The sequence below is a fragment of the Ensifer adhaerens genome (genome assembly GCF_002007205.1).
Classification (GTDB): domain Bacteria; phylum Pseudomonadota; class Alphaproteobacteria; order Rhizobiales; family Rhizobiaceae; genus Ensifer; species Ensifer adhaerens_D.
In genome coordinates, this window is the sequence record NZ_LAZS01000008.1 from 473022 (window position 1) to 491198 (window position 18177).

An 18177-nucleotide genomic window follows, 5' to 3' on the forward strand; every position below is an offset into this window, starting at 1 on the left:
GAAGCGGGTAGACTATTCCGTCTTCGCGGAATATCTACCATAGTAATGAAGTATGGGTGAGGCTTTCCGTCATCGAATGCGACCGCTGGCGGCGGTGCAGCAACGGCAAAGCCCGGCAATTTCCTGATGATGCGCGCTCCAGGCTGCGCAGGAGTGGAACAGTGGACAAGACGATGACCGACGCCGCGCCGAACGACGACATCGAAACGACCGGCAAGCCGCGCCGCTCGCGCGTGAGCGGCATGGATCGCGCCCTGCAGGTGCTCGATTTCCTCTATGAAACCGGCGCCCCTAGCGGCGTCTATGCCATTGCCAAGGCCGTCGGTGCGCCGCTGTCGACGGCCTACGTCATCGTCGACGACATGGTCGAAAAGAACCTGCTCAGCCGCGATGCCGATGGTCTCGTCTGGCTCGGCGACCGGCTCTACCATTATGGCCTCGCCTATGCCCGCTCGCTCGATTTCCTCGGTGTCGCCACCCGCGAGATGCACGACCTCGGCCGTGAAGTCGCCGAAACGATCCAGCTTTGCGGCCGCGACGGCGACTACATGCAGGTGCTTGCCATGGCCGACGGCCCGGGCCATTTTCAGGTGACCTCGCGCGTCGGTACCCGCGTTCCGCTCAACTGGACGGCCTCCGGGCGCCTGCTCGTCGGTCATCTGCCGGCCGATGAACGGCTCGAGCTCTTCCGCCGTTGTGCGCGCACCTCGCCGACCGGTCGCGCCGACATCGATCCGGCCGCCCTTTCCGCCCAGGCCGAGAGCGCGCTTGAAGCGCGCCTTTCGATCCAGGCGGGTGAATCCGATTACGCGGTCGCCTGCGTCGCCGCACCCATCCTCGACGACAAGGGCAATTGCGCCGCCACGATCTCGATCGTTCTGCCCGAGCAGAAAATCCTCGACGACCGGGCGTTCTACGCCGATCACGTCAGGGTTTCCGCCGAGCGGATCGAGAAGATGATGGGCTGGCGCAGCCATTGATCCGACCTCCCGTCGTCACTCGTGAAGAGCGACGATCGCCTCGATCTCGACGGTGATGTTGCCGGGCAGCGACCCGAAACCCACCGCCGAGCGCGCATGGCTGCCCGCTTCGCCGAAGACGTCCATCATCAGGTCCGAGCAGCCGTTGATGACGCGCGGATGTTCGGCAAAATCCGGAACGGCATTGACCATGCCGAGGATCTTGACAATGCGCTTGACCTTTCCGAGGTCCCCCAGCGCGTCATGCATGACGGCCAGCAGGTTGATGCCGGTCAGTCGCGCATGGTCATAGGCGCTGTCGATATCGACATCGCCACCGACCTTGCCCGCATAGAGATGACCGTCGGGCTCGCGAGGGCCCTGGCCGGAGAGATACAGGATGTTGCCTTCGCGCACATGCGTCACGAAATTGGCGATCGGCGGCGGCGCCGGCGGCAGGTTGATGCCGAGGGCCTGCAGGCGGTCGTAGGGTGAGACAGCGGCAGGGCTGTCGTTTTTCGGATCCAGACTGTTCACGCGTTGTCCTGTCATTTTTGTATGCTGCGCCTCGGTTTAGCGGTAGCTGAAGCCGTGGCTGTGGTCCGGGCATTCGATGTGTTGCGGCTGGTAGCGGTTGGCGGCGACCACCTCGGTGCCCATCACCGCGTAGCGCGGCTCGAAGAGGCGGTTGAGATGGGCCTCGGCGCCGAGGGAATCGAAGACCCGGAGTTCGCTATCGACGAGATCGAAGAGGGTGAACTCGGCGCGGGCGCCGACACTCAAGAGATTGTCCATCGAAAGGCGGATAACCGAGGCCGGTGCCTGGGTCACGGCCTCGACCACTTTCTCGAAGGGCATGCCGACACTCAAGAGCTTCGACATGGTGGTGCCGAGATCCCAGACGGACTGGTTCATGCTGCGCAGATGCACGTCGGTGGAGATCGAGAAGGGCAGGAGCCCACGGGCGATCGCCACTTCCGCCACGCGGAAGGAGAAGGAGGCGCCGCCGTGGCCGATGTCGAGGCGGATGCCTTCGCCGGCGCAGCGCTCCGCAAGCTCGAACAGGTCTTCGTCCTCGATGATGCTCGAGCCGGCCTTGCCGTTGAAGCAATGGGTGACGATGTCGCCTGGGCCGAGGATTTCGAGCACCTCGTCGTAGAGCGCCGGCGGCTCGCCGACATGCACCATCATGGGGATCTTCAGGATTTTGGCGATCTTCTTGCCGAGCTTCACCGGGGTCACGCCCCAGGATCCGGTGATCACATGGCTGGCACGCACCTTCAGCCCGACGATGTGCTCGCGGTTTTCCTGGTAGCAGGCGATGATACGGTCGATGTCGATCGAGCGGATGTCCGAGAGTTCGCTGACGCGGTTGCAGGCGACGAGGCCGATCGAACCGAGATTGAGGAACGCCTTGATGCGCTCGCGCGACGGCTCGATGATGTATTCGCGGAAGCCATGGAAATTGGCTTCGCCGGCCGAGCCCGCATCGACGATGGTGGTGACGCCGCGCTCCATGCCGCAAAGCTGCGGACGCACGGAAATGTCGGTGCCGCCGTGCCAGACATGGGCGTGCAGGTCGATCCAGCCGGGCGAAATCCAGGCGCCCTTGCCCTCGATGCGACGCATGTCGCCTGATGCCTCCAGGTTCGGGCCGAGGGCTGCGATGCGGCCTTCGCCGTCGACGAGGATGTCGATGGTTTCCGCCGGTGGCACCATGCCGAAGGCGACGGGCTTCACCTGGCTGATGAGGACCGGACCGTTGCTTTTTTGGTTAGCCATGACTTACAGATCCTTTCTGAGGCGGGGGTCGAGCATGTCGCGAAGGCCGTCCCCGACCATCTGCAGCGACAGGACCGAAAGAACGATGGCGATGCCGGGGAAGAGCGTCACCCAGTCGGCCTGGCCGATATATTGGCGGCCGGACGCAATCATCGTGCCCCAGGTCGGGATTTCCGGGCTGACGCCGACACCGAGGAAGGAGAGGCCGGCTTCGGCGAGCATCGCATGGGCAAAGAGGAAGGTGCCTTGCACCAGGACCGGCGACAGCAGGTTGCGCAGCACATGCCGCGTCATGATGTGCGGCGTCGAGATGCCGAGCGCGCGGGCCGCCTCGACGTAAGGAAGCTCACGGATGACCAGTGTCGACGCGCGCACCACGCGGGCGAGCCGCGGCGCATAGACGATGCTGAGCGCGATGATCACGGTCGTCAGCGAGGGGCCCAAGGCCGCGACCAGCGCGATCGCCAGCAGGATGTCCGGGAAAGCCATCATCGCGTCGATGACGCGGGCGATCGGGGTGTCGAGCTTCGGAAAGAAGCCGGCAAGCAGGCCGAGCACGACGCCGATCACGGTTGCGAGCGTGACGACGGCGGCGCCCACAAGCAGCGACAGGCGGCCGGCATAGATGGTGCGGGAAAAGACGTCGCGGCCGAATTCGTCGGTACCGAAGAACCATTGCAGGCTCGGCGGCGACAGGCGGTTGACGATCGACAGCTTGCCGGGCGCGTAAGGCGCAATCAGCGGCGCGAAGATCGCAAGCAGCACGAAGACGGTGAGCACGATGAGGCCGAAGGCAACGGTCTTGCGCTTCAGCAGGCGGCGGATGAACTTGCGGCCTTCGCTCTCGTTCGGGGCAGATACGGAAATAGCCATCAGTAGCGCACCCTTGGATCAACGAGGAGGTAGAGCATGTCGATCGCGAAATTGATCAGCACGTAGAGCGCGGCGATGACGAGCAGCGCGCCCTGGATGACCGGATAGTCGCGGCGAAGAACGGCGGAGACGACGAGATTGCCGACGCCCGGCAGGCCGAAGACGGTTTCGGTGACGACGGCGCCGGAGATCAGCACGGCGGCGGTGAGGCCGATGATCGTCAGGATCGGGATCAGCGCATTCTTCAGCGCGTGCTTCATCACCACCTTGCGTTCGCCAAGGCCCTTGGCGCGGGCGGTGCGGATGAAATCGTCACCGAGCACGTCGAGCATCGAGGCGCGGGTGAAGCGCAGGATCAGCGCGGAGGAGACGACGCCGAGCGCGATTGCCGGCAAGGTCAGGTGATACATGCGATCTGCGAAGGAGGAGCCGGGACCGCCATAACCAGAGACGGGGAACCAGCCGAAACGCACCGCAAACACCTGGATCAGGATCAGGCCGAGCCAGAAGCTCGGTATGCTCGCCGCCAGCATCGCAAGCGTCGTTGCGGCCTGGTCGACAAAGGACCCGCGCCTGTATGCGGCGTAGATTCCGATCGGCAGCGCGATGGCGCAGGCGATCACGATCGAAAACAGAGTGAGGAAGAAGGTCGGCTCGGCACGCTCTGCCAATGCCGAGGTCACCGGCTGGTTGAGGAAGATCGACTGGCCGAGATCGCCCTGCAGCAACTGCCCGATATAGTAGACATATTGCAGGCCCAGCGACTGGTCGAGGCCAAGCCGGGTGCGCAGTTCCGTAATGTCCTCCTGGGTCGCCTCCGGGCCGAGCATGACGGCTGCCGGATCGCCCGGCGTCACCCGGACGATGACGAAGACAATGGTGACGACGATCGCCATGACGACGATCATGCCCATCAGCCGCTGGAAGATGTAGCGTAACATGGTGGCCTCGAACCTTTCCTGTGCGCCTCAACCGTCGGGACGGAAATGGCGCGCCCTTCCGGCGGGCGCCTGACCAATGGCCGGGCGCCCGCCGAAGTCCCTGGGAGGGTGGGAGCTTACTTCTTGATCGAAGCGTTCCAGAAATACGGCCACGGGGCCGGCGAGACGCCTTCAAGCGTCTTTGCCTTGGCCGACAGCGCGTTGAAGTCGCCGATCTTGATGAAGGGCACTTCCTCGAAGATCACCTTCTGCACGTCGGCCCAGAGCGCCACGCGCTTGGCCGGATCGGATTCGGCGTTGAAGGCATCGACCGCCGCGGCGCGCGCCGGGGTGTCCCAGTTGCCGGGCGCCTTGGTCGACATCATGCCGATGAGGGCCGGTTCCGGCAGGAAGGGGCTGTGGGTGATGTAGATGTCCCAGAGCGTCGGGTCGGCGCGGTGTTGGGTGAGCGTCGCCCAGTCGACCACCTGCAGATCGACGGTGAAGCCGGCGAGCTTCAGGTATTCGGCCGCAACCTGCGCCATCTTGTAGTGGAACTCGTACTGGCGGCTGGTGAGGATGCGCAGCGGCTCGCCCTTGTAGCCGGCGGTCTTCAGCAGTTCGCCGGCCTTTTCCGGATCGGCGATATTGTAGGCGCCTTCGGTGCCGGCATCGGTGCGCCAGGTGTACTGCGAGGGGTAAAGGGCCGCGTCGAGCGCATAGAAGTCGGTGGTGCCGAAGGCGGCCGCCATCATGTCTTCCATGCTGAGCGAAGCGCGGATCGCCTTGCGCAGGTCGAGGTTCTTGGTCATGCCGTTGCCGGAGTTGAGCACGAAGACCGGCCAGCCGAAGGGTTGCAGCATGACGGCATCGGAGGCGCTCGAACCCTTGACGCGCTCGAAGGATTCGACCGGCAGAGAATCGACATAATCATACTGACCGGAAACGGCGGCCTCGACACGGGTGTTCGGGTCCGGCACCGGCACGAAGCGGATTTCGTCGGCATATTGGTGGCGGGCGCCGCCATAGCCGTTGGCCTCGCCTTCCGGCGACTTGTAGGCGTCGTAGCGGGTCAGCTGGATATACTGGTCGGCCTTGCGCTCCTTCAATTGGTAGGGGCCGGTGCCGACGAAATCGGTCATCGGCTCGGCCTGCTTTTCCGACGGAAGCACGATTGCTGCGGAGTTGTTGAAGGCGAGCAGCGAGACGAGCGGCGCGTAAGGCGTGTTGAGCGAGATCTTCACGGTCAGCGGATCGACCGCCTCGATGCCTGAGATCGTCGTTGCCGTCTGCTTGCCGCGCGAGGCGACCTTGGTCCAGCGCTCGAGCGAGGCGACGACGTCCTTAGAGTCAAGCTCGGTGCCGTCGTGGAACTTGACGTCCGAACGCAGCTTGATCGTGTAGGTCTTGCCGTCGGCGCTGATCTCGGGAAGCGCTGCGGCCAGAAGCGGCGTCGGCTTCCAGTCCTTGTCGAAGGTGTAGAGGGTCTCGAAGATGTGCTGCGAGACGATGCCGACGAGGTCGGCCGTCGATGCCATCGGGTCGAGCGTCGGCGGTTCGCCGACGGTCGCGACGTTGATCACGCCACCCTTTTCCTGGGCAAAGGCGAGCGTCGCCGAGGCCACCAATGCTGTTCCGATAAGCAAGGCAAGTTTAGTCGATTTCATGTTTTCTCCTCCTCAATATTCCATAGTTATGCTATGTCGTTCTTTATTTTGGAATATAAAACGGCACAAAGGTGGAAATGTCAACGGGGTGTCGCCCGCCTGTCACAATCGCTGCCGCGTCACCGGCTTCCGGAGCCGGGAAGAGTTGGTTTGTCGGGATCAAGCGCGGCGACGGGAGCTATCGCGAAGCCTCGCGATTTGTTAGCCCGGAGTCCGGTTCGAAATGGGAGAGCGTTGGATGAAGGTCATCGGCCTGATCGGCGGCATGAGCTGGGAGAGTTCGGCTGAGTATTACCGGATCATCAACGAGACGGTTCGCGACCGCTTGGGGGGCGTGCATTCGGCAAAATCGCTGATGTGGTCGATGGATTTCGGCGAGATCGAGCGGCTGCAGCATCATGGCGACTGGCAGGCTCTGACCGGGGAAATGATTGCCGCGGCACGGCGACTGGAAGCGGGCGGCGCCGATTTCCTGATGATCTGCACCAACACGATGCACAAGATGGCAGCCGACGTTTCGGCAGCCGTTTCCATTCCGCTGCTTCATATCGCCGACCCGACGGCGGCGAAAATCAAGGCCGCAGGCCTTCGAAAGGTCGGCCTGCTCGGTACGGCCTTTACGATGGAGCAGGACTTCTACAAGGGGCGGCTGAAGGAGACGTTCGGCCTCGATGTGCTGGTGCCGGAGGCGGAAGACCGGGCGAAGGTGCACGAGATCATCTATCGCGAGCTCGTTGCCGGCGTCGTCAAGGACAGCTCGCGCGACGCCTATCGCGCCATCATCGCGCGGCTTGTCGATGCCGGCGCAGAAGCGATCATCATGGGCTGCACCGAAATCATGCTGTTGATTTCACAGGCCGACAGCCCGGTGCCGGTGTTCGATACGACCGAGATCCATGCGCTTGCCGCGGTCGATGTCGCGCTCGCAGACACCTGACCACGGCCGGCTGGTGGCCGACCGTGGTCGCAAACGCTGGTGTTAGTGCAAGGTGAATTCCCGGGGCTCGCCCGGAAACAGGCTGAGAAGCGCAATGCCCTGCTGCAAAAGCAGTTCGGCCGCCGGCAGGTCGCCGACCACCAGGTCGTCCGCACAGCCGATGATGATGTTGGCGAGGCTGATCGAGTTCTCGGCGAACCGGTCGTCGCCGATCTCGTAGGCCTTCTCGGCCGTTGCCTCGAGCGCCTCCGCCACCAGCGCCATCATGTTGGAGCGTTCATCCAGTGTCATTGCATCAAGTGTCTTGGCGTCGGGAGTCTTGGCAGTTGTCTGCATGATTACCTTCCCTATTGTTCAAGCCGAAATGGCCGCGCCGGCCGAGGCCGGGGGAAAAGTCTACGACTGGGGTGGGTTAAGGAGGGGAGCCGGCGTCGAACGCGGCTTCTCCATAAAGATCGTGCGCGGCGGCCCGATATGCAAGGAATGGCTACTATGCGGCTGGCGCATGGGTCGGCGGACCCGCGTGGCGTAGACTTCAGAAGTCTTATCAGATTGTTCCTATTGCATCTTTTCGTTTTCGAGTAGGGTCCCCTGGACGCCGGATACCCTCGGTCGTGATATGGGGTGGCCTTGCCGGCCATGCCAGGCTTTCGTCGACTGTCAGGCGATCTGCGGTGCATTCCTGGGCGAGAAAGTCGATGAAGGTGCGAACGGAGGGCAGAAGTCCGCGCCTGGAGGGGAAGACGGCGTGCACGATACCGGATGCCGGACGCCACTGCGGCAGCACCGGCACCAGGGCGCCGGCCGCCAGATCCTTCCAGATCATCATGGTCGGCAGCTGCACGATGCCGGCGCCGTCGAGCGCGGCCTCGCGCAGCGCCGCCATGTCGTCGGTCAGGAAGCGTGGCTCGTGCCGGACGACCGCCTGCTCTCCATCGGCGCTTTCCAGCCGCCATTCGTAGCTGTGGGTGGCCGAGGTCCAGGCGAGGCTCGGCAGGCCCGCCAGCTCAGCGGGCTCGCCGATCGGTTCCTTGAGAAAGCCGGGCCTGGCAACGAGATACTGCGAGCTGTCGTCGAGCTTGCGCATCACGAGCTCACTTCTCTCCAGCGGCGGAAACCGCACGCGGATCGAGACGTCGAAGCCTTCGGCGATCACGTCTACGCGGCGGTTGGTGCTTTCGAGCTGCAGGCTGATTTTCGGATGCGCGGTCATGAACCGGGCGAAAAGTCGGCCGAACTGGAAGGAAATCAGTGCTGTGGGGCAGCTGACCCGGAGGCTGCCCTGGGGCTCTCCCTGGTGCTGGGCAATGAATGCATCGGCCGCCTCGGCCTCGATTAACACCGCGACGCAACGCTGGTAATATTCGCGACCGACATCGGTGACGAAGAACCGCCGCGGCGAGCGTTGGATCAGCCGGACGCCGATCCGGTCCTCCAGCATCGCAATGCGTCGGCTCAGCCGGGACTTTTGCGTTCCGGTCGCCCGTGCCGCAGCCGCAAAGCCGCCATGCTCCACGACTTGGACAAAATAGTAGAGGTCGTTCAGGTCTTGCATCGTTCTATTGATAGGACGCTGCGTCGGAATTCACAATCTATTTGCATGCGCAGTCCTGCGGTAGCCTACGTTCAATCACAGCGGATCAGGCAGCAACACCTGCGCTGCCGGCGGTGAGGGAAACCAAACGAAGGAAAGGACTTCCGATGACCAAGCCCTACGTACGTCTCAACAAGGATGATGTCGCCGTCCTGCTCGTCGACCATCAGGCCGGCCTGTTGTCGCTGGTGCGCGATTTCGATCCGGACAAGTTCAAGAACAATGTCCTGGCGCTGGGCGATCTCGCCAAATACTTCAAGCTGCCGACAGTGCTGACCACCAGTTTCGAAGATGGTCCGAACGGCCCGCTGGTGCCGGAGCTGAAGGAAATGTTTCCCGATGCGCCTTTCATTCCCCGCCCGGGTCAGATCAACGCCTGGGATAACGCGGATTTCGTCAAGGCGGTGAAGGCCACCGGCAAGAAGCAGTTGCTGATCGCCGGCGTGGTGACCGAGGTCTGTGTCGCGTTTCCGGCACTTTCGGCGATCGAGGAAGGCTTCGAGGTCTTCGTCGTCACGGACGCCTCCGGCACGTTCAACGAGGTGACGCGCGATTCCGCCTGGTCGCGCATGACCGCCGCCGGCGCTCAGCTGATGACCTGGTTCGGCGTTGCCTGTGAACTGCACCGCGATTGGCGCAACGACATCGAAGGTCTCGGCACGCTGTTTTCGAACCACATTCCGGACTACCGCAACCTCATCACCAGCTACAACACCATGGCGGCGCGCAAGTAAGGCACGCCTGGCGACAAACGACGAAAGCCCCGGCCTGAATTGGCCGGGGCTTTCGCGTTGGCTTTTGCCGTGGTGGCTACGCGCGGCTGGGGGCTTGCTCGGCGTCCTGCACGTCCACGCGGGCGGCGGGCTTGAGCCGGCCGGTCAGGAGCAGGCTGACGGCGAGGAAGGGCACGAGGACGCCAAGGCCGAAGCGCATGTCGCTGTACTCGGCGATCAGGCCGATCAGGGGCGGTCCGAGCAGGAAGCCGAGCAGCGCAATGAAGGACAGGATGGCGACGCTCGCTGCGGCCGGCCGGTCCTTCTGATCGGCAGCGGCGGTGACGGCGAAGGGGAAGCCGACGGACACGCCGAAACCCATGGCGGCAAAGCCGAGAAGCGCTGCCCAGGCGGCGGGGCTTACGACCACCAGAAGCAGCCCGGTGATGCTGGCGATGCCGCAGGCACGCGCCACCGCAACCGGTCCGTAGCTCGCCTTCAGCCGGTCGCCGCCGAAGCGCCCGGCCGCCACCATGAAGGCAAAGATCGAGTAGCCGAAACCGGCGCTGGCGCTGGAAAGCCCGAAGACGTCGCGCAGGAAGACGGCCGACCAGTCGGCGACTGCGCCTTCGGTCATGGTGATGCCAAAGACAAAGAAGCAGACGCCAAGCAACGCCCAGCCCGGCAGCTTGCGTCTGGACGGTGCCGCTTCTGCAGCCGCGGCCTCGCCGCTCTTGAGGAGCGGCAGCTTCCGGGCGAAAAAGACGCTGATCGGCAGCATGCCCGCGGCCGTCAGCGGCACTGCCCATTCCGGTGCCACGTGCAGCGCCGCGAAGCCGACGCCGACCAGGCTGCCGGTCATGATGCCGAGGCTCCAGAAGCCGTGGCAGGTGCTCATGATCAGCTGCCCGGAGTGTTTCTCGATCGCGTCGGCCTCGACATTGAGGCCGAGTTCGAGCGTGGTCAGTGCCGCGCCGACGATGGCGAGCGCCACGAAGAGCACCTCGATGTTCGGGGCCCATGTCGGCAGCCAGACGAGGGCCAGAAAGACAACGAAACCGTAGAGGATCGTGGCGCGGCCGCCGATCCAGGCGACGAAACGTCCGGCAAACGGAAGCGTCAGCAGAATTCCGACGGGCATGCCCAGCAGCGCGATTGCCAGTTCCGCCGGGCCGAGGCCGAGCCTTTGCTGTATGTCGGGAATGCGCGGCAGCCAGGCGCCGAAGGCGATCGGTTGCAGGAAGAAGATCAGCATGATGAGCCGTTGATTGGTCATGCGCATTGTTCCCCGGATATCGTGTCGCACGATGCCCCCTCGGCAGCGGCGAGAGCCGTCGAGCCGATGCGGTATGTGAAGAGATTCTGATATTCTGAAAATTGTTTTCAGAGCTTGTCGCGCGGGGCCGGCTCCGTCAAGGCGATAAGAGGCCGTCAAGTCGGAAAGCGGCGCCTTTCCGATAGAATGGCTGCCAGTGTTGCGAATGTGTCGCCACCAATCTCGGATTGGTATGGCTCTGATGAAAAAAATGTACATGCCGGGCGGGGCGGGCTCTGGCACGCCCCGCGCCGCTTCGAGACTTTTGCCCTAGCGCAGCAATTTCAACGATCCCGTCAGCGACTTGACCCATTGGGCGGCGCCGGCCAGTCCAATGCCATCGATCGTCTCCTGCGAGAGGTCACGCTGCGGAAATTGCGTTTCGTAGTCCGCGTAGCTGTGCAGCGAACGCGCGAAGGCCGGAAACGGCACGACGACGCGTCCCTCCTCCTTCGGCAGCGCCTTCAAGAGCAGCGCGCGGATCGCCGGGCCATCGGCCTGGAGAATCGGGATGGGCCGGTTGGAACTGATATCGATCGTATTCTGCCTGCTGTCCGTCAGTCGCTGGTTACCGAGGCCGGGCATCGCCGAGCCGATGCCGATGGATATGGCCGCGATCGTGTTGGCCAGCTGACCCGGCAGAAGCTCGGGATTGACGATGATGGCGAGGCGAGTGTCCTGAAGCACGTGGTCTGTTTCCTCTCTGTTTTTCAAGGCAGTTGCCGGGCGGGAGGATAGACCGTGTGGAGAGGTAGATTCTTTCGGATGTTGCCAACAATTATGAAGGCGCGGTAGATTATACCAGATACAACCGGAAATGAGATAGAATATGCCTGCTGTTCTGGCCCCCGCCGACGTGAAGATCCTGACCGCGCTGCAAAATGACGGGCGCTTGAGCAACCAGGCGCTGTCGGAGGAGGTGGGCATGTCGACCTCGCCCTGCTGGCGGCGCGTGCGGCAGCTCGAGGACGACGGCGTCATCCAGGGTTACATGGCCGTTCTCAATCGCAGGGAAATCGGCCTCGGCGTGCTCGCCTTCATCCGGGTCAAGATCGACAGCCATACGGAGGCGGAAGCGGACGCCTTTGCCGATGAAGTGATGAAGCTCGATAGCGTCGTCGCCTGTTACAGCATTGCGGGCGACGCGGATTTCCTGCTCCAGGTCGTCTCGTCCGACCTCGATTCCTATTCGGATTTTGCGATGAAAGTGGTCCGTCGACTGCCGTGCATCAAGGAAATGCAAACGACCTTCGTGCTGAAGGAGATCAAACCCTATAGCGGTCTGCCCCTGCGCGCCTCGGCCGGCCAGCGCTGAGACCTCGCCTCGTCAGGAGGCGGAAGCCATCAGCGGGTCTTCCCGGACAGCCTCGACAAGGAAATCGAGAACGGTGCGCACCCGCAGCGGCACGTTCCTGCGCGAGGGGTAGACGACGCTGATCGGCAGGCGTGCGGGCGGAAACGCCGGCATGACGTTGACCAGCCGACCGGCCTCGATATCAGGGCATGCCAGGATATGGGAGAGGATCGCAAGGCCGTTGCCGGCGAGGACCGCTCGGTGCACGGCCACGGCGTTGTTGGCGACGAGCCGCGGCGCGATGCGCACGAAAACGTCGTCGGACCCCTCGGAAAACGTCCACTGGCGACCGTCGCCGGCGCGGCTGTAGCAGATGCATTCGTGCCCGGCGATGTCGTCGGGTGTTCTTGGCTCAGGCCGCCCGGTCAGATAGTCGGGCGCGGCCACGAGAAATGCAGTCGTCCAGCCGATACGCCGGCAGATCAGGCCGCTCTCCGACACCGGACCCAAGCGCACTTCCAGATCGATGCCCTCTCCGACGAGATCCGAAGGCGACTCGCGAAAAAGCATCTCGACGGACAGGCCCGGATGACGGCCGAGCAGGGCGGCAAGACGATCGCTGAGATAAAGGCCGAGCGGCGCGGGCAGAGTGAGCCGCACCCGGCCCGCTGCAAGCCCGGTCTCTCCGCCGGAGGCCTCGCGGAGAGCATCGACGGCCTCGACCACGCGAAGCGCCATCGGGATCATGTGCTCGCCCTCGGCGGTCAGTGCCAGCGCATTCGTCGTTCGGTGGAGGAGGCGGGTGCTCAGGTGCTCCTCCAGCGCCGAAACCTGGCGCGAGACCGCCGGCTGCGTCAGGCCGAGATCGGTGGCCGCGGCGGAAAACGAGCCGGTCTCTGCCACCCGCAGGAAAGCTCTCAGCGCAGAAACGATATCCATCCGGCTTCCCCATACGTTTCGACATAAGCCTTATGCGCGGAGTTTACGCCCGATCCGCTTTACTGTCCATCAATTAAGGATATCTTGTATCCATAAGGATAACAAATGTCCGTAATTAGGAGCAAAGCCATGACCCAGCGCCTGAACTACGCCCAGCAGTCACCCGAGTTCTTCAAGAAAATCTCCGAGCTCAGCTTCAGCCTGAAGGACAGCGTCATAGAGCAGAAGATCCGCGACCTCGTGAACATCCGCGCCTCGCAGATCAACGGCTGCGCCTTCTGCCTTGACATGCATGTGAAGGAGGCAAAGATTCACGGCGAGAGCGAATTGCGCCTCTACCACGTCGCGATCTGGCGTGAATCGAGCCTCTTCATTCCGCGCGAACGCGCAGCGCTCGCCTGGACCGAAGCGGTCACGAAACTGCCCGAAGGCGGCATTCCGGACGAACTTTACGAACGCGTGCGCGGCCAGCTTTCGGAGAAGGAAATCTCCGACCTGACTTTCTCCATCATGGTCATCAATGCCTGGAACCGTGTCAGCGTCGCCTCCAAGGCCGTCCCCGGTTCGGCCGACAAGCTCTACGGCCTCGACAAGGCCGGACTGAACTAGCCCCATTCCGCAGCGATAGGAGGATTCCATGAAAATCGTCATCATCGGCGGAACGGGCATGATCGGCACCAAGACGGTGGAGCGCCTGCGCAGGCAAGGCCACGAGGTCATTGCCGCCTCACCGAACACTGGCGTCAATACGGTCACCGGTGAAGGTCTTGCCGAGGCGCTGACCGGTTGCGATGTCGTCATCGACCTTGCCAACGCGCCCTCCTTCGAGGACAAGGCGGTGCTCGACTTCTTTGAGACCTCCGGCCGCAACCTGCTTGCGGCGGAAAGATCGGCCGGCGTCAAACACCATATCGCGCTTTCGGTCGTCGGCACCGAACGGCTGCAGGAGAGCGGCTATTTCCGCGGCAAGCTCGCCCAGGAAAAGCTGATCAGGGCATCCGGCATTCCCTATACGATCGTGCATTCCACCCAGTTCATGGAGTTTCTGGGCGGCATCGCGCAGTCCGGAACGGTTGGCGACACGGTGCGCCTGTCGCCGGCCTATGTGCAGCCGATCGCGTCTGACGATGTCGCCGATGCCATGGCTGCGGTTGCGCTCGCCGCTCCCGTCAACGGCACGGTCGAGATCGCCGGCCCGGAACGTTCGCGCCTCAGCGACCTCGTCGCCCGCTATCTCACGGCGAGCGGCGACAATCGCAAGGTCGAGCCTGACCGGGAGGCGCGCTATTTCGGCGCCCTGCTTTCGGACGCCTCGCTCGTTTCCGACGACAATCCCCGTCTCGGCCGGATCACCTTCGAAGAGTGGTTCGCGTCGGTGCCCCGCAAGTAACCGAACAGGACGCGCTCGTCGCGCGTCGCCAGTTTCTGAAAGGATTTCAGACATGATCAAATCTCTCCTCGCCGCTCTTGCCGTTACTGCAGCCCTGTGCGGCACCGCCGCTGCCGGCGACGCCGCCAAGGTCACGCTCGTCTATGAGCACGAATTGCCGAACGTTCCGGGCAAGAGCATCAAGGGTGTGCTGGTGGAATACGGCCCCGGCGGCTCGTCCGAGGCGCATACCCATCCGAGCACGGCCTTCATCTATGCCACGGTGCTGGAAGGATCGATCAAGAGCCAGGTCAATGACGGCCCGGTGAAAGTCTACAAGGCCGGCGAGAGTTTTTCGGAGATGCCCGGCGACCGTCACGGCGTCAGCGCCAACGGCAGCGATACCGAGCCGGCCAAGCTGCTGGCGGTCTTCGTCGTCGATACCGCGGAGAAGGAACTGACCTATCCGATGACGAAGTAAATCGGCATTATTCGCGACGAGGGCCGGCGCCGGAGGCGAACCGGCCCTCGTCTCCGTGGAGCCATCGATGTTCACTGACCAATTGCCGTTGCCTCTCGTTTTGATCAACCTTCTCGGCGTGACCGGCATCGTTGTCTGGCACCTGCAGGGCCGCGGCCGCCCGACCGCGAGGCTGATCGTCCAGATCCTGTTCTTTTCGGCGATGACTGCGGTTCTCATTCTCGCAGGCATCATGCCGCATCGCAGCGACGACGGGCATCTTCAAGGTGCTGCCGCCTTTCTGGCGGCGTCGGCGCGCGTGCTCTGGTGGACACATCTCGCCTGGTCGCTTATCGGCTTCGTGCGCATTTACATCGTTCTCGAGAAGCGGCCGCAGGAGGCGCGTCTTCTGCAGGATCTCATCGTCGCCGTGGTCTATCTCGGGGTGGCGCTTGCGGTTCTGGGTTTCGTGTTCAAGGCTCCCATCGGTACGCTTGTCGCCACCTCCGGCGTGGTCGCGATCATCTTCGGCCTGGCGCTTCAGAACACCCTCGGCGACGTTTTCTCGGGCATCGCGCTGACGCTGGGCCGGCCCTTTGCCATCGGCGACTGGATCGCGCTTGGCGACGGCACCGAAGGTCGCGTCATCGAGAACAACTGGCGCTCGACGTTCCTGCTCACCGGTGCCCACAATGTCATCGTTCTGCCGAACAGCGCGCTCGCCAAGGTGAGCCTCACCAACCTCAGCCGTCCCGACGAGACCCATCAGATCGCATTGCCCGTCCGCCTCGCGGCGGATCACCCGCCGGAGCGGGTCGAAGAGGTGCTGCGGGCCGCCTTGCAGGGTTGCGGCCGGATCGTGCACGACCCGGAACCGGTGGTCGCCCTCAAGGCCATCGACGCCGTGGCGATCGAAGCTGAACTGCAATTTCGTGTCAGAAGCCCGGCGGAAAGAACGCCTGGGCGCAACGAAGTGATCGCCCGCGTGCATGAGCAATGCCGTCAAAGCGGGCTTTCGCTGGCGCCGCCGGCCCAAGCCTATCTCTACACGCCGCCTGCCGAGCCCGAGCTCAAGCCATCCTCAGCCGGCGCGCTCTAGCACCCATTCGAAACTGCGCTTCCAGAGGTCTGACGGGATCTCCTTCGAGAGGATTTCCACCAGGTCGGACAAGCGCACGTTCCGCAACTTGTCGCGCCAGGCTTCATCCGCCTCCCACATGATGCGCGCCACGGCGCAGGGCGTCTCTTCACAGTAACCGGGCGCCCGGCAGGGATTGTTGGCCCGGATGTTGGTGCAGACGAAGGTCCGCGACCTGCCTTCGACCGCCTCGACGATCTCAAGGAAGGTCAGTTCCGCCGGCGCTTTCGCCAGCCGGTAGCCCCCTGATGGACCGAGGGTCGTGTGGACGAGGCCCGCCTGTGACAGGCTCTGCAGCGCCTTCGACAGATACTCTTTCGGAAGCCCGTGGAATTCCGCCAGCGCCTTGGTCGAAAGGTAGCGGCCCTCGGGCAGGCCGGCGAGAATGGCGCAACAGTGCAGCGCCCATTCGACTTGGCTCTTAAGGATCATTCGCTCTAACGATCATTTACTCGTCCGGCAGATGCGCCTTGCATCTATTAAGGACAAAAAATATCCCTATTTTTTCCCTGTGTAAACAGCGCCAGGTCGGATGACTGCGCGCGTCAAAGGCAACAGGAGAGGAAATGGTCGCTGTCATCGGTTTTCTGCTGGCTCTCAGCATCCTGTTGCCGCTTGCCTTCATCTGGCGTCTGTGGCGGCTTGATGAACCGACGCGGCTTGGCTGGCTGCTGGCGCTTGCCGAGACCGCCGTGTTGCTGTCCCTGATCGGGCTTCTCAACCGCTGGGATATTGCCGGGTTCTGGACCCGGGCCGCGCTTGCCGTCCTCGCCGCCGTTGCCACACTCGTCCCGCTGCTGCGGCACAGGCATCGTCCCTGGCTGTCGCCGGATCGCGGCGTGCTGGCGCGCAGCCTCGTGCCGATGGTGGTCCCCCTTGTCGTCTTCGGCGCGGCGCTCGCCTATGTCGCATGGGGAATGGGCGCGCGACACGATCCGCGCGCGCTGTCGTTTCCGCTTTCCGGCGGCCGCTTCGTCGTCGCGCAAGGTGGTGGCATCGGCGTGCTCAACCACCACAGCGACCACCCGGCGCAGCGGCACGCCCTCGACATTACCGCCGTCGGCGATGCTGGCTTCCGTGCATATGGCCTGCTGCCGAAGAATCCCGCCGACTATGCCATCTTCGGCAAGACCGTCGTCAGCCCCTGCGCCGGAGAGGTGATCGCGGCGGTCGACGGACTGCCGGACCTTTCACCACCCGAGGTGGACCGGGACAATCCGGCCGGCAACCACGTGATCATCGCTTGCGATGGCATGCGGGTGGAACTGGCGCACCTACGCCAAGGCAGCGTGACCGCCGCCGTCGGCGCGCGGGTTTCCGCCGGTGCGCCGATCGGCACGGTCGGCAACTCCGGCAACAGCACCGAGCCGCACCTTCATATCCATGCCGTCGATGCCGGATCAGGAATGGGCGTTCAACTGTCCTTCGACGGGCGTATCCCGGGTCGCAACGCGCAGTTCGTCAGGTGAGGGCCGGTGCCCGGTTGAGGGGGCGGCGCTTTACACGTGCGCCCTGATTGGCCAAATATGGGCCGCTTACGGGAGGAGCTCGTTCATGGACATCGCCACCATGGCCGCCTTTGCGGCCGTCACCTTCATCGCTGTCGTCACGCCCGGCCCGGACGTGATCCTGGCGATGGCCAACGGCTCTCGCTTCGGCATGAAGAAGGCGGTCGCCGGGATGATCGGCGTTCTGCTTTCCGACTTCTTCCTGATCGCTGCCGTCGCAGCCGGCCTCGGTGCCATCCTCGCCGCTTCGGAATTCTGGTTCTCGGTCGTCAAATATGCGGGCGCCGGCTATCTCGCCTGGCTCGGCTACCGGATGCTTCGCCCCGGCGAAGCGAAAAGAGCGGACGGACAGGGTTCTGAGAATGCCGACCTCATTCGCACGGAATCCGCGCTCGCGATCTGCCGTCACAGCATGATCGTGGCCATTACCAACCCGAAGGCCTACCTGTTCTTCTCCGCATTGCTGCCGCAGTTCATCAACCCGGCCACGTCGCAACTGCCGCAGTTCCTGGCCCTCACGGCCGTGTTCACCGTCGTCGAGTTCGCCGTCATGTTCGGTTACGCCCTTGTCGGCTTCAAGACGACGCAGTTTGCCGCCTCGTCGATGCGGCGCTGGATGGAAAGAGGCTGCGGCGGGGGCCTGCTGGTCTCGGCCGCTTCGCTCGCGCTGGTGAAACGCGCCAACGGATGATGGCCGGTCGTTCGCCTT

At 63.6% G+C, this 18177-nt stretch carries 21 protein-coding genes; 10 read left to right on the forward strand and 11 right to left on the reverse strand.

Features of this window, described 5'->3' with window-relative positions; genetic code table 11:
• The first annotated feature begins 173 nt into the window (after window positions 1–173).
• The gene (locus tag XB14_RS20475; RefSeq protein WP_077963521.1) at window positions 174–980 is read left to right on the forward strand and encodes an IclR family transcriptional regulator; all 807 of its coding nucleotides are present in this window, start codon (window positions 174–176) and stop codon (window positions 978–980) included.
• 15 nt (window positions 981–995) lie between these two features.
• Here XB14_RS20475 and XB14_RS20480 read toward each other — a convergent pair whose 3' ends face one another.
• The 5 genes from XB14_RS20480 to XB14_RS20500 form a co-directional block, all read right to left on the reverse strand.
• Window positions 996–1511: a RidA family protein gene (locus XB14_RS20480; RefSeq protein ID WP_077963429.1), complete on the reverse strand. Its 516-nt coding sequence runs from the start codon at window positions 1509–1511 to the stop codon at window positions 996–998.
• Between the two features lie 21 nt (window positions 1512–1532).
• Complete coding sequence (locus tag XB14_RS20485; protein ID WP_077963430.1) at window positions 1533–2741, reverse strand: amidohydrolase/deacetylase family metallohydrolase; 1209 nt, start codon at window positions 2739–2741, stop codon at window positions 1533–1535.
• Between the two features lie 3 nt (window positions 2742–2744).
• Window positions 2745–3614 (reverse strand): ABC transporter permease, encoded by an 870-nt coding sequence (locus XB14_RS20490; protein ID WP_077963431.1) that lies wholly within the window; start codon window positions 3612–3614, stop codon window positions 2745–2747.
• Window positions 3614–4555, reverse strand: coding sequence for an ABC transporter permease (locus XB14_RS20495; protein WP_077963432.1), 942 nt, complete (start codon window positions 4553–4555; stop codon window positions 3614–3616). The genes XB14_RS20490 and XB14_RS20495 overlap by 1 nt, the downstream gene beginning before the upstream one ends.
• A 116-nt stretch (window positions 4556–4671) precedes the next feature.
• The gene (locus tag XB14_RS20500; RefSeq protein WP_077963433.1) at window positions 4672–6201 is read right to left on the reverse strand and encodes an ABC transporter substrate-binding protein; all 1530 of its coding nucleotides are present in this window, start codon (window positions 6199–6201) and stop codon (window positions 4672–4674) included.
• A 238-nt stretch (window positions 6202–6439) separates the two neighbouring features.
• Between XB14_RS20500 and XB14_RS20505 the strand changes: the two genes are divergently transcribed.
• The gene (locus tag XB14_RS20505) at window positions 6440–7138 is read left to right on the forward strand and encodes an aspartate/glutamate racemase family protein (protein ID WP_077963434.1); all 699 of its coding nucleotides are present in this window, start codon (window positions 6440–6442) and stop codon (window positions 7136–7138) included.
• A gap of 42 nt (window positions 7139–7180) precedes the next feature.
• Here XB14_RS20505 and XB14_RS20510 read toward each other — a convergent pair whose 3' ends face one another.
• Complete coding sequence (locus XB14_RS20510) at window positions 7181–7474, reverse strand: hypothetical protein (RefSeq protein WP_034787562.1); 294 nt, start codon at window positions 7472–7474, stop codon at window positions 7181–7183.
• A gap of 211 nt (window positions 7475–7685) precedes the next feature.
• Window positions 7686–8693: a LysR substrate-binding domain-containing protein gene (locus XB14_RS20520; protein WP_077963436.1), complete on the reverse strand. Its 1008-nt coding sequence runs from the start codon at window positions 8691–8693 to the stop codon at window positions 7686–7688.
• Window positions 8694–8839: 146 nt separating this feature from the next.
• Here XB14_RS20520 and ycaC point away from each other — a divergent pair, with 146 nt between their 5' ends.
• Window positions 8840–9466: an isochorismate family cysteine hydrolase YcaC gene (ycaC, locus tag XB14_RS20525; protein WP_077963437.1), complete on the forward strand. Its 627-nt coding sequence runs from the start codon at window positions 8840–8842 to the stop codon at window positions 9464–9466.
• A gap of 76 nt (window positions 9467–9542) precedes the next feature.
• Here the strand turns inward: ycaC and XB14_RS20530 are convergent, their stop codons facing one another.
• Together XB14_RS20530 and XB14_RS33590 are read right to left on the reverse strand one after the other, a co-directional pair.
• Window positions 9543–10721 (reverse strand): MFS transporter, encoded by a 1179-nt coding sequence (locus XB14_RS20530; RefSeq protein ID WP_077963438.1) that lies wholly within the window; start codon window positions 10719–10721, stop codon window positions 9543–9545.
• A 309-nt stretch (window positions 10722–11030) separates the two neighbouring features.
• On the reverse strand, window positions 11031–11447 hold the full coding sequence (locus tag XB14_RS33590; protein ID WP_077963439.1) for a DUF2000 domain-containing protein: 417 nt from the start codon (window positions 11445–11447) through the stop codon (window positions 11031–11033).
• Window positions 11448–11589: 142 nt separating this feature from the next.
• Here XB14_RS33590 and XB14_RS20540 point away from each other — a divergent pair, with 142 nt between their 5' ends.
• Window positions 11590–12075 (forward strand): Lrp/AsnC family transcriptional regulator, encoded by a 486-nt coding sequence (locus tag XB14_RS20540; RefSeq protein WP_077963440.1) that lies wholly within the window; start codon window positions 11590–11592, stop codon window positions 12073–12075.
• A 12-nt stretch (window positions 12076–12087) separates the two neighbouring features.
• Here XB14_RS20540 and XB14_RS20545 read toward each other — a convergent pair whose 3' ends face one another.
• Window positions 12088–12993: a LysR family transcriptional regulator gene (locus tag XB14_RS20545; RefSeq protein ID WP_077963441.1), complete on the reverse strand. Its 906-nt coding sequence runs from the start codon at window positions 12991–12993 to the stop codon at window positions 12088–12090.
• 129 nt (window positions 12994–13122) lie between these two features.
• On the opposite strand from XB14_RS20545, the gene XB14_RS20550 reads away from it, so the two are divergent.
• The 4 genes from XB14_RS20550 to XB14_RS20565 all read left to right on the forward strand — a co-directional run bounded on the left by XB14_RS20550 (window position 13123) and on the right by XB14_RS20565 (window position 15921).
• Window positions 13123–13602, forward strand: coding sequence for a carboxymuconolactone decarboxylase family protein (locus tag XB14_RS20550; protein WP_077963442.1), 480 nt, complete (start codon window positions 13123–13125; stop codon window positions 13600–13602).
• Window positions 13603–13630: 28 nt separating this feature from the next.
• Window positions 13631–14383 carry an SDR family oxidoreductase gene (locus XB14_RS20555; protein ID WP_077963443.1) on the forward strand — a complete coding sequence of 251 codons (753 nt, stop codon included), beginning with the start codon at window positions 13631–13633 and terminating at the stop codon, window positions 14381–14383.
• 52 nt (window positions 14384–14435) lie between these two features.
• Window positions 14436–14843: a cupin domain-containing protein gene (locus tag XB14_RS20560; RefSeq protein ID WP_077963444.1), complete on the forward strand. Its 408-nt coding sequence runs from the start codon at window positions 14436–14438 to the stop codon at window positions 14841–14843.
• Between the two features lie 67 nt (window positions 14844–14910).
• On the forward strand, window positions 14911–15921 hold the full coding sequence (locus tag XB14_RS20565; protein ID WP_077963445.1) for a mechanosensitive ion channel family protein: 1011 nt from the start codon (window positions 14911–14913) through the stop codon (window positions 15919–15921).
• Here XB14_RS20565 and XB14_RS20570 read toward each other — a convergent pair.
• Window positions 15904–16392: an RrF2 family transcriptional regulator gene (locus XB14_RS20570; RefSeq protein WP_077963446.1), complete on the reverse strand. Its 489-nt coding sequence runs from the start codon at window positions 16390–16392 to the stop codon at window positions 15904–15906. The two genes, XB14_RS20565 and XB14_RS20570, sit on opposite strands and share 18 nt — an antisense overlap.
• Window positions 16393–16526: 134 nt before the next feature.
• On the opposite strand from XB14_RS20570, the gene XB14_RS20575 reads away from it, so the two are divergent.
• Both XB14_RS20575 and XB14_RS20580 read left to right on the forward strand, forming a co-directional pair.
• The gene (locus XB14_RS20575; protein ID WP_077963447.1) at window positions 16527–17429 is read left to right on the forward strand and encodes a M23 family metallopeptidase; all 903 of its coding nucleotides are present in this window, start codon (window positions 16527–16529) and stop codon (window positions 17427–17429) included.
• Between the two features lie 85 nt (window positions 17430–17514).
• On the forward strand, window positions 17515–18159 hold the full coding sequence (locus tag XB14_RS20580; RefSeq protein ID WP_077963448.1) for a LysE family translocator: 645 nt from the start codon (window positions 17515–17517) through the stop codon (window positions 18157–18159).
• Window positions 18160–18177: the final 18 nt, after the last annotated feature.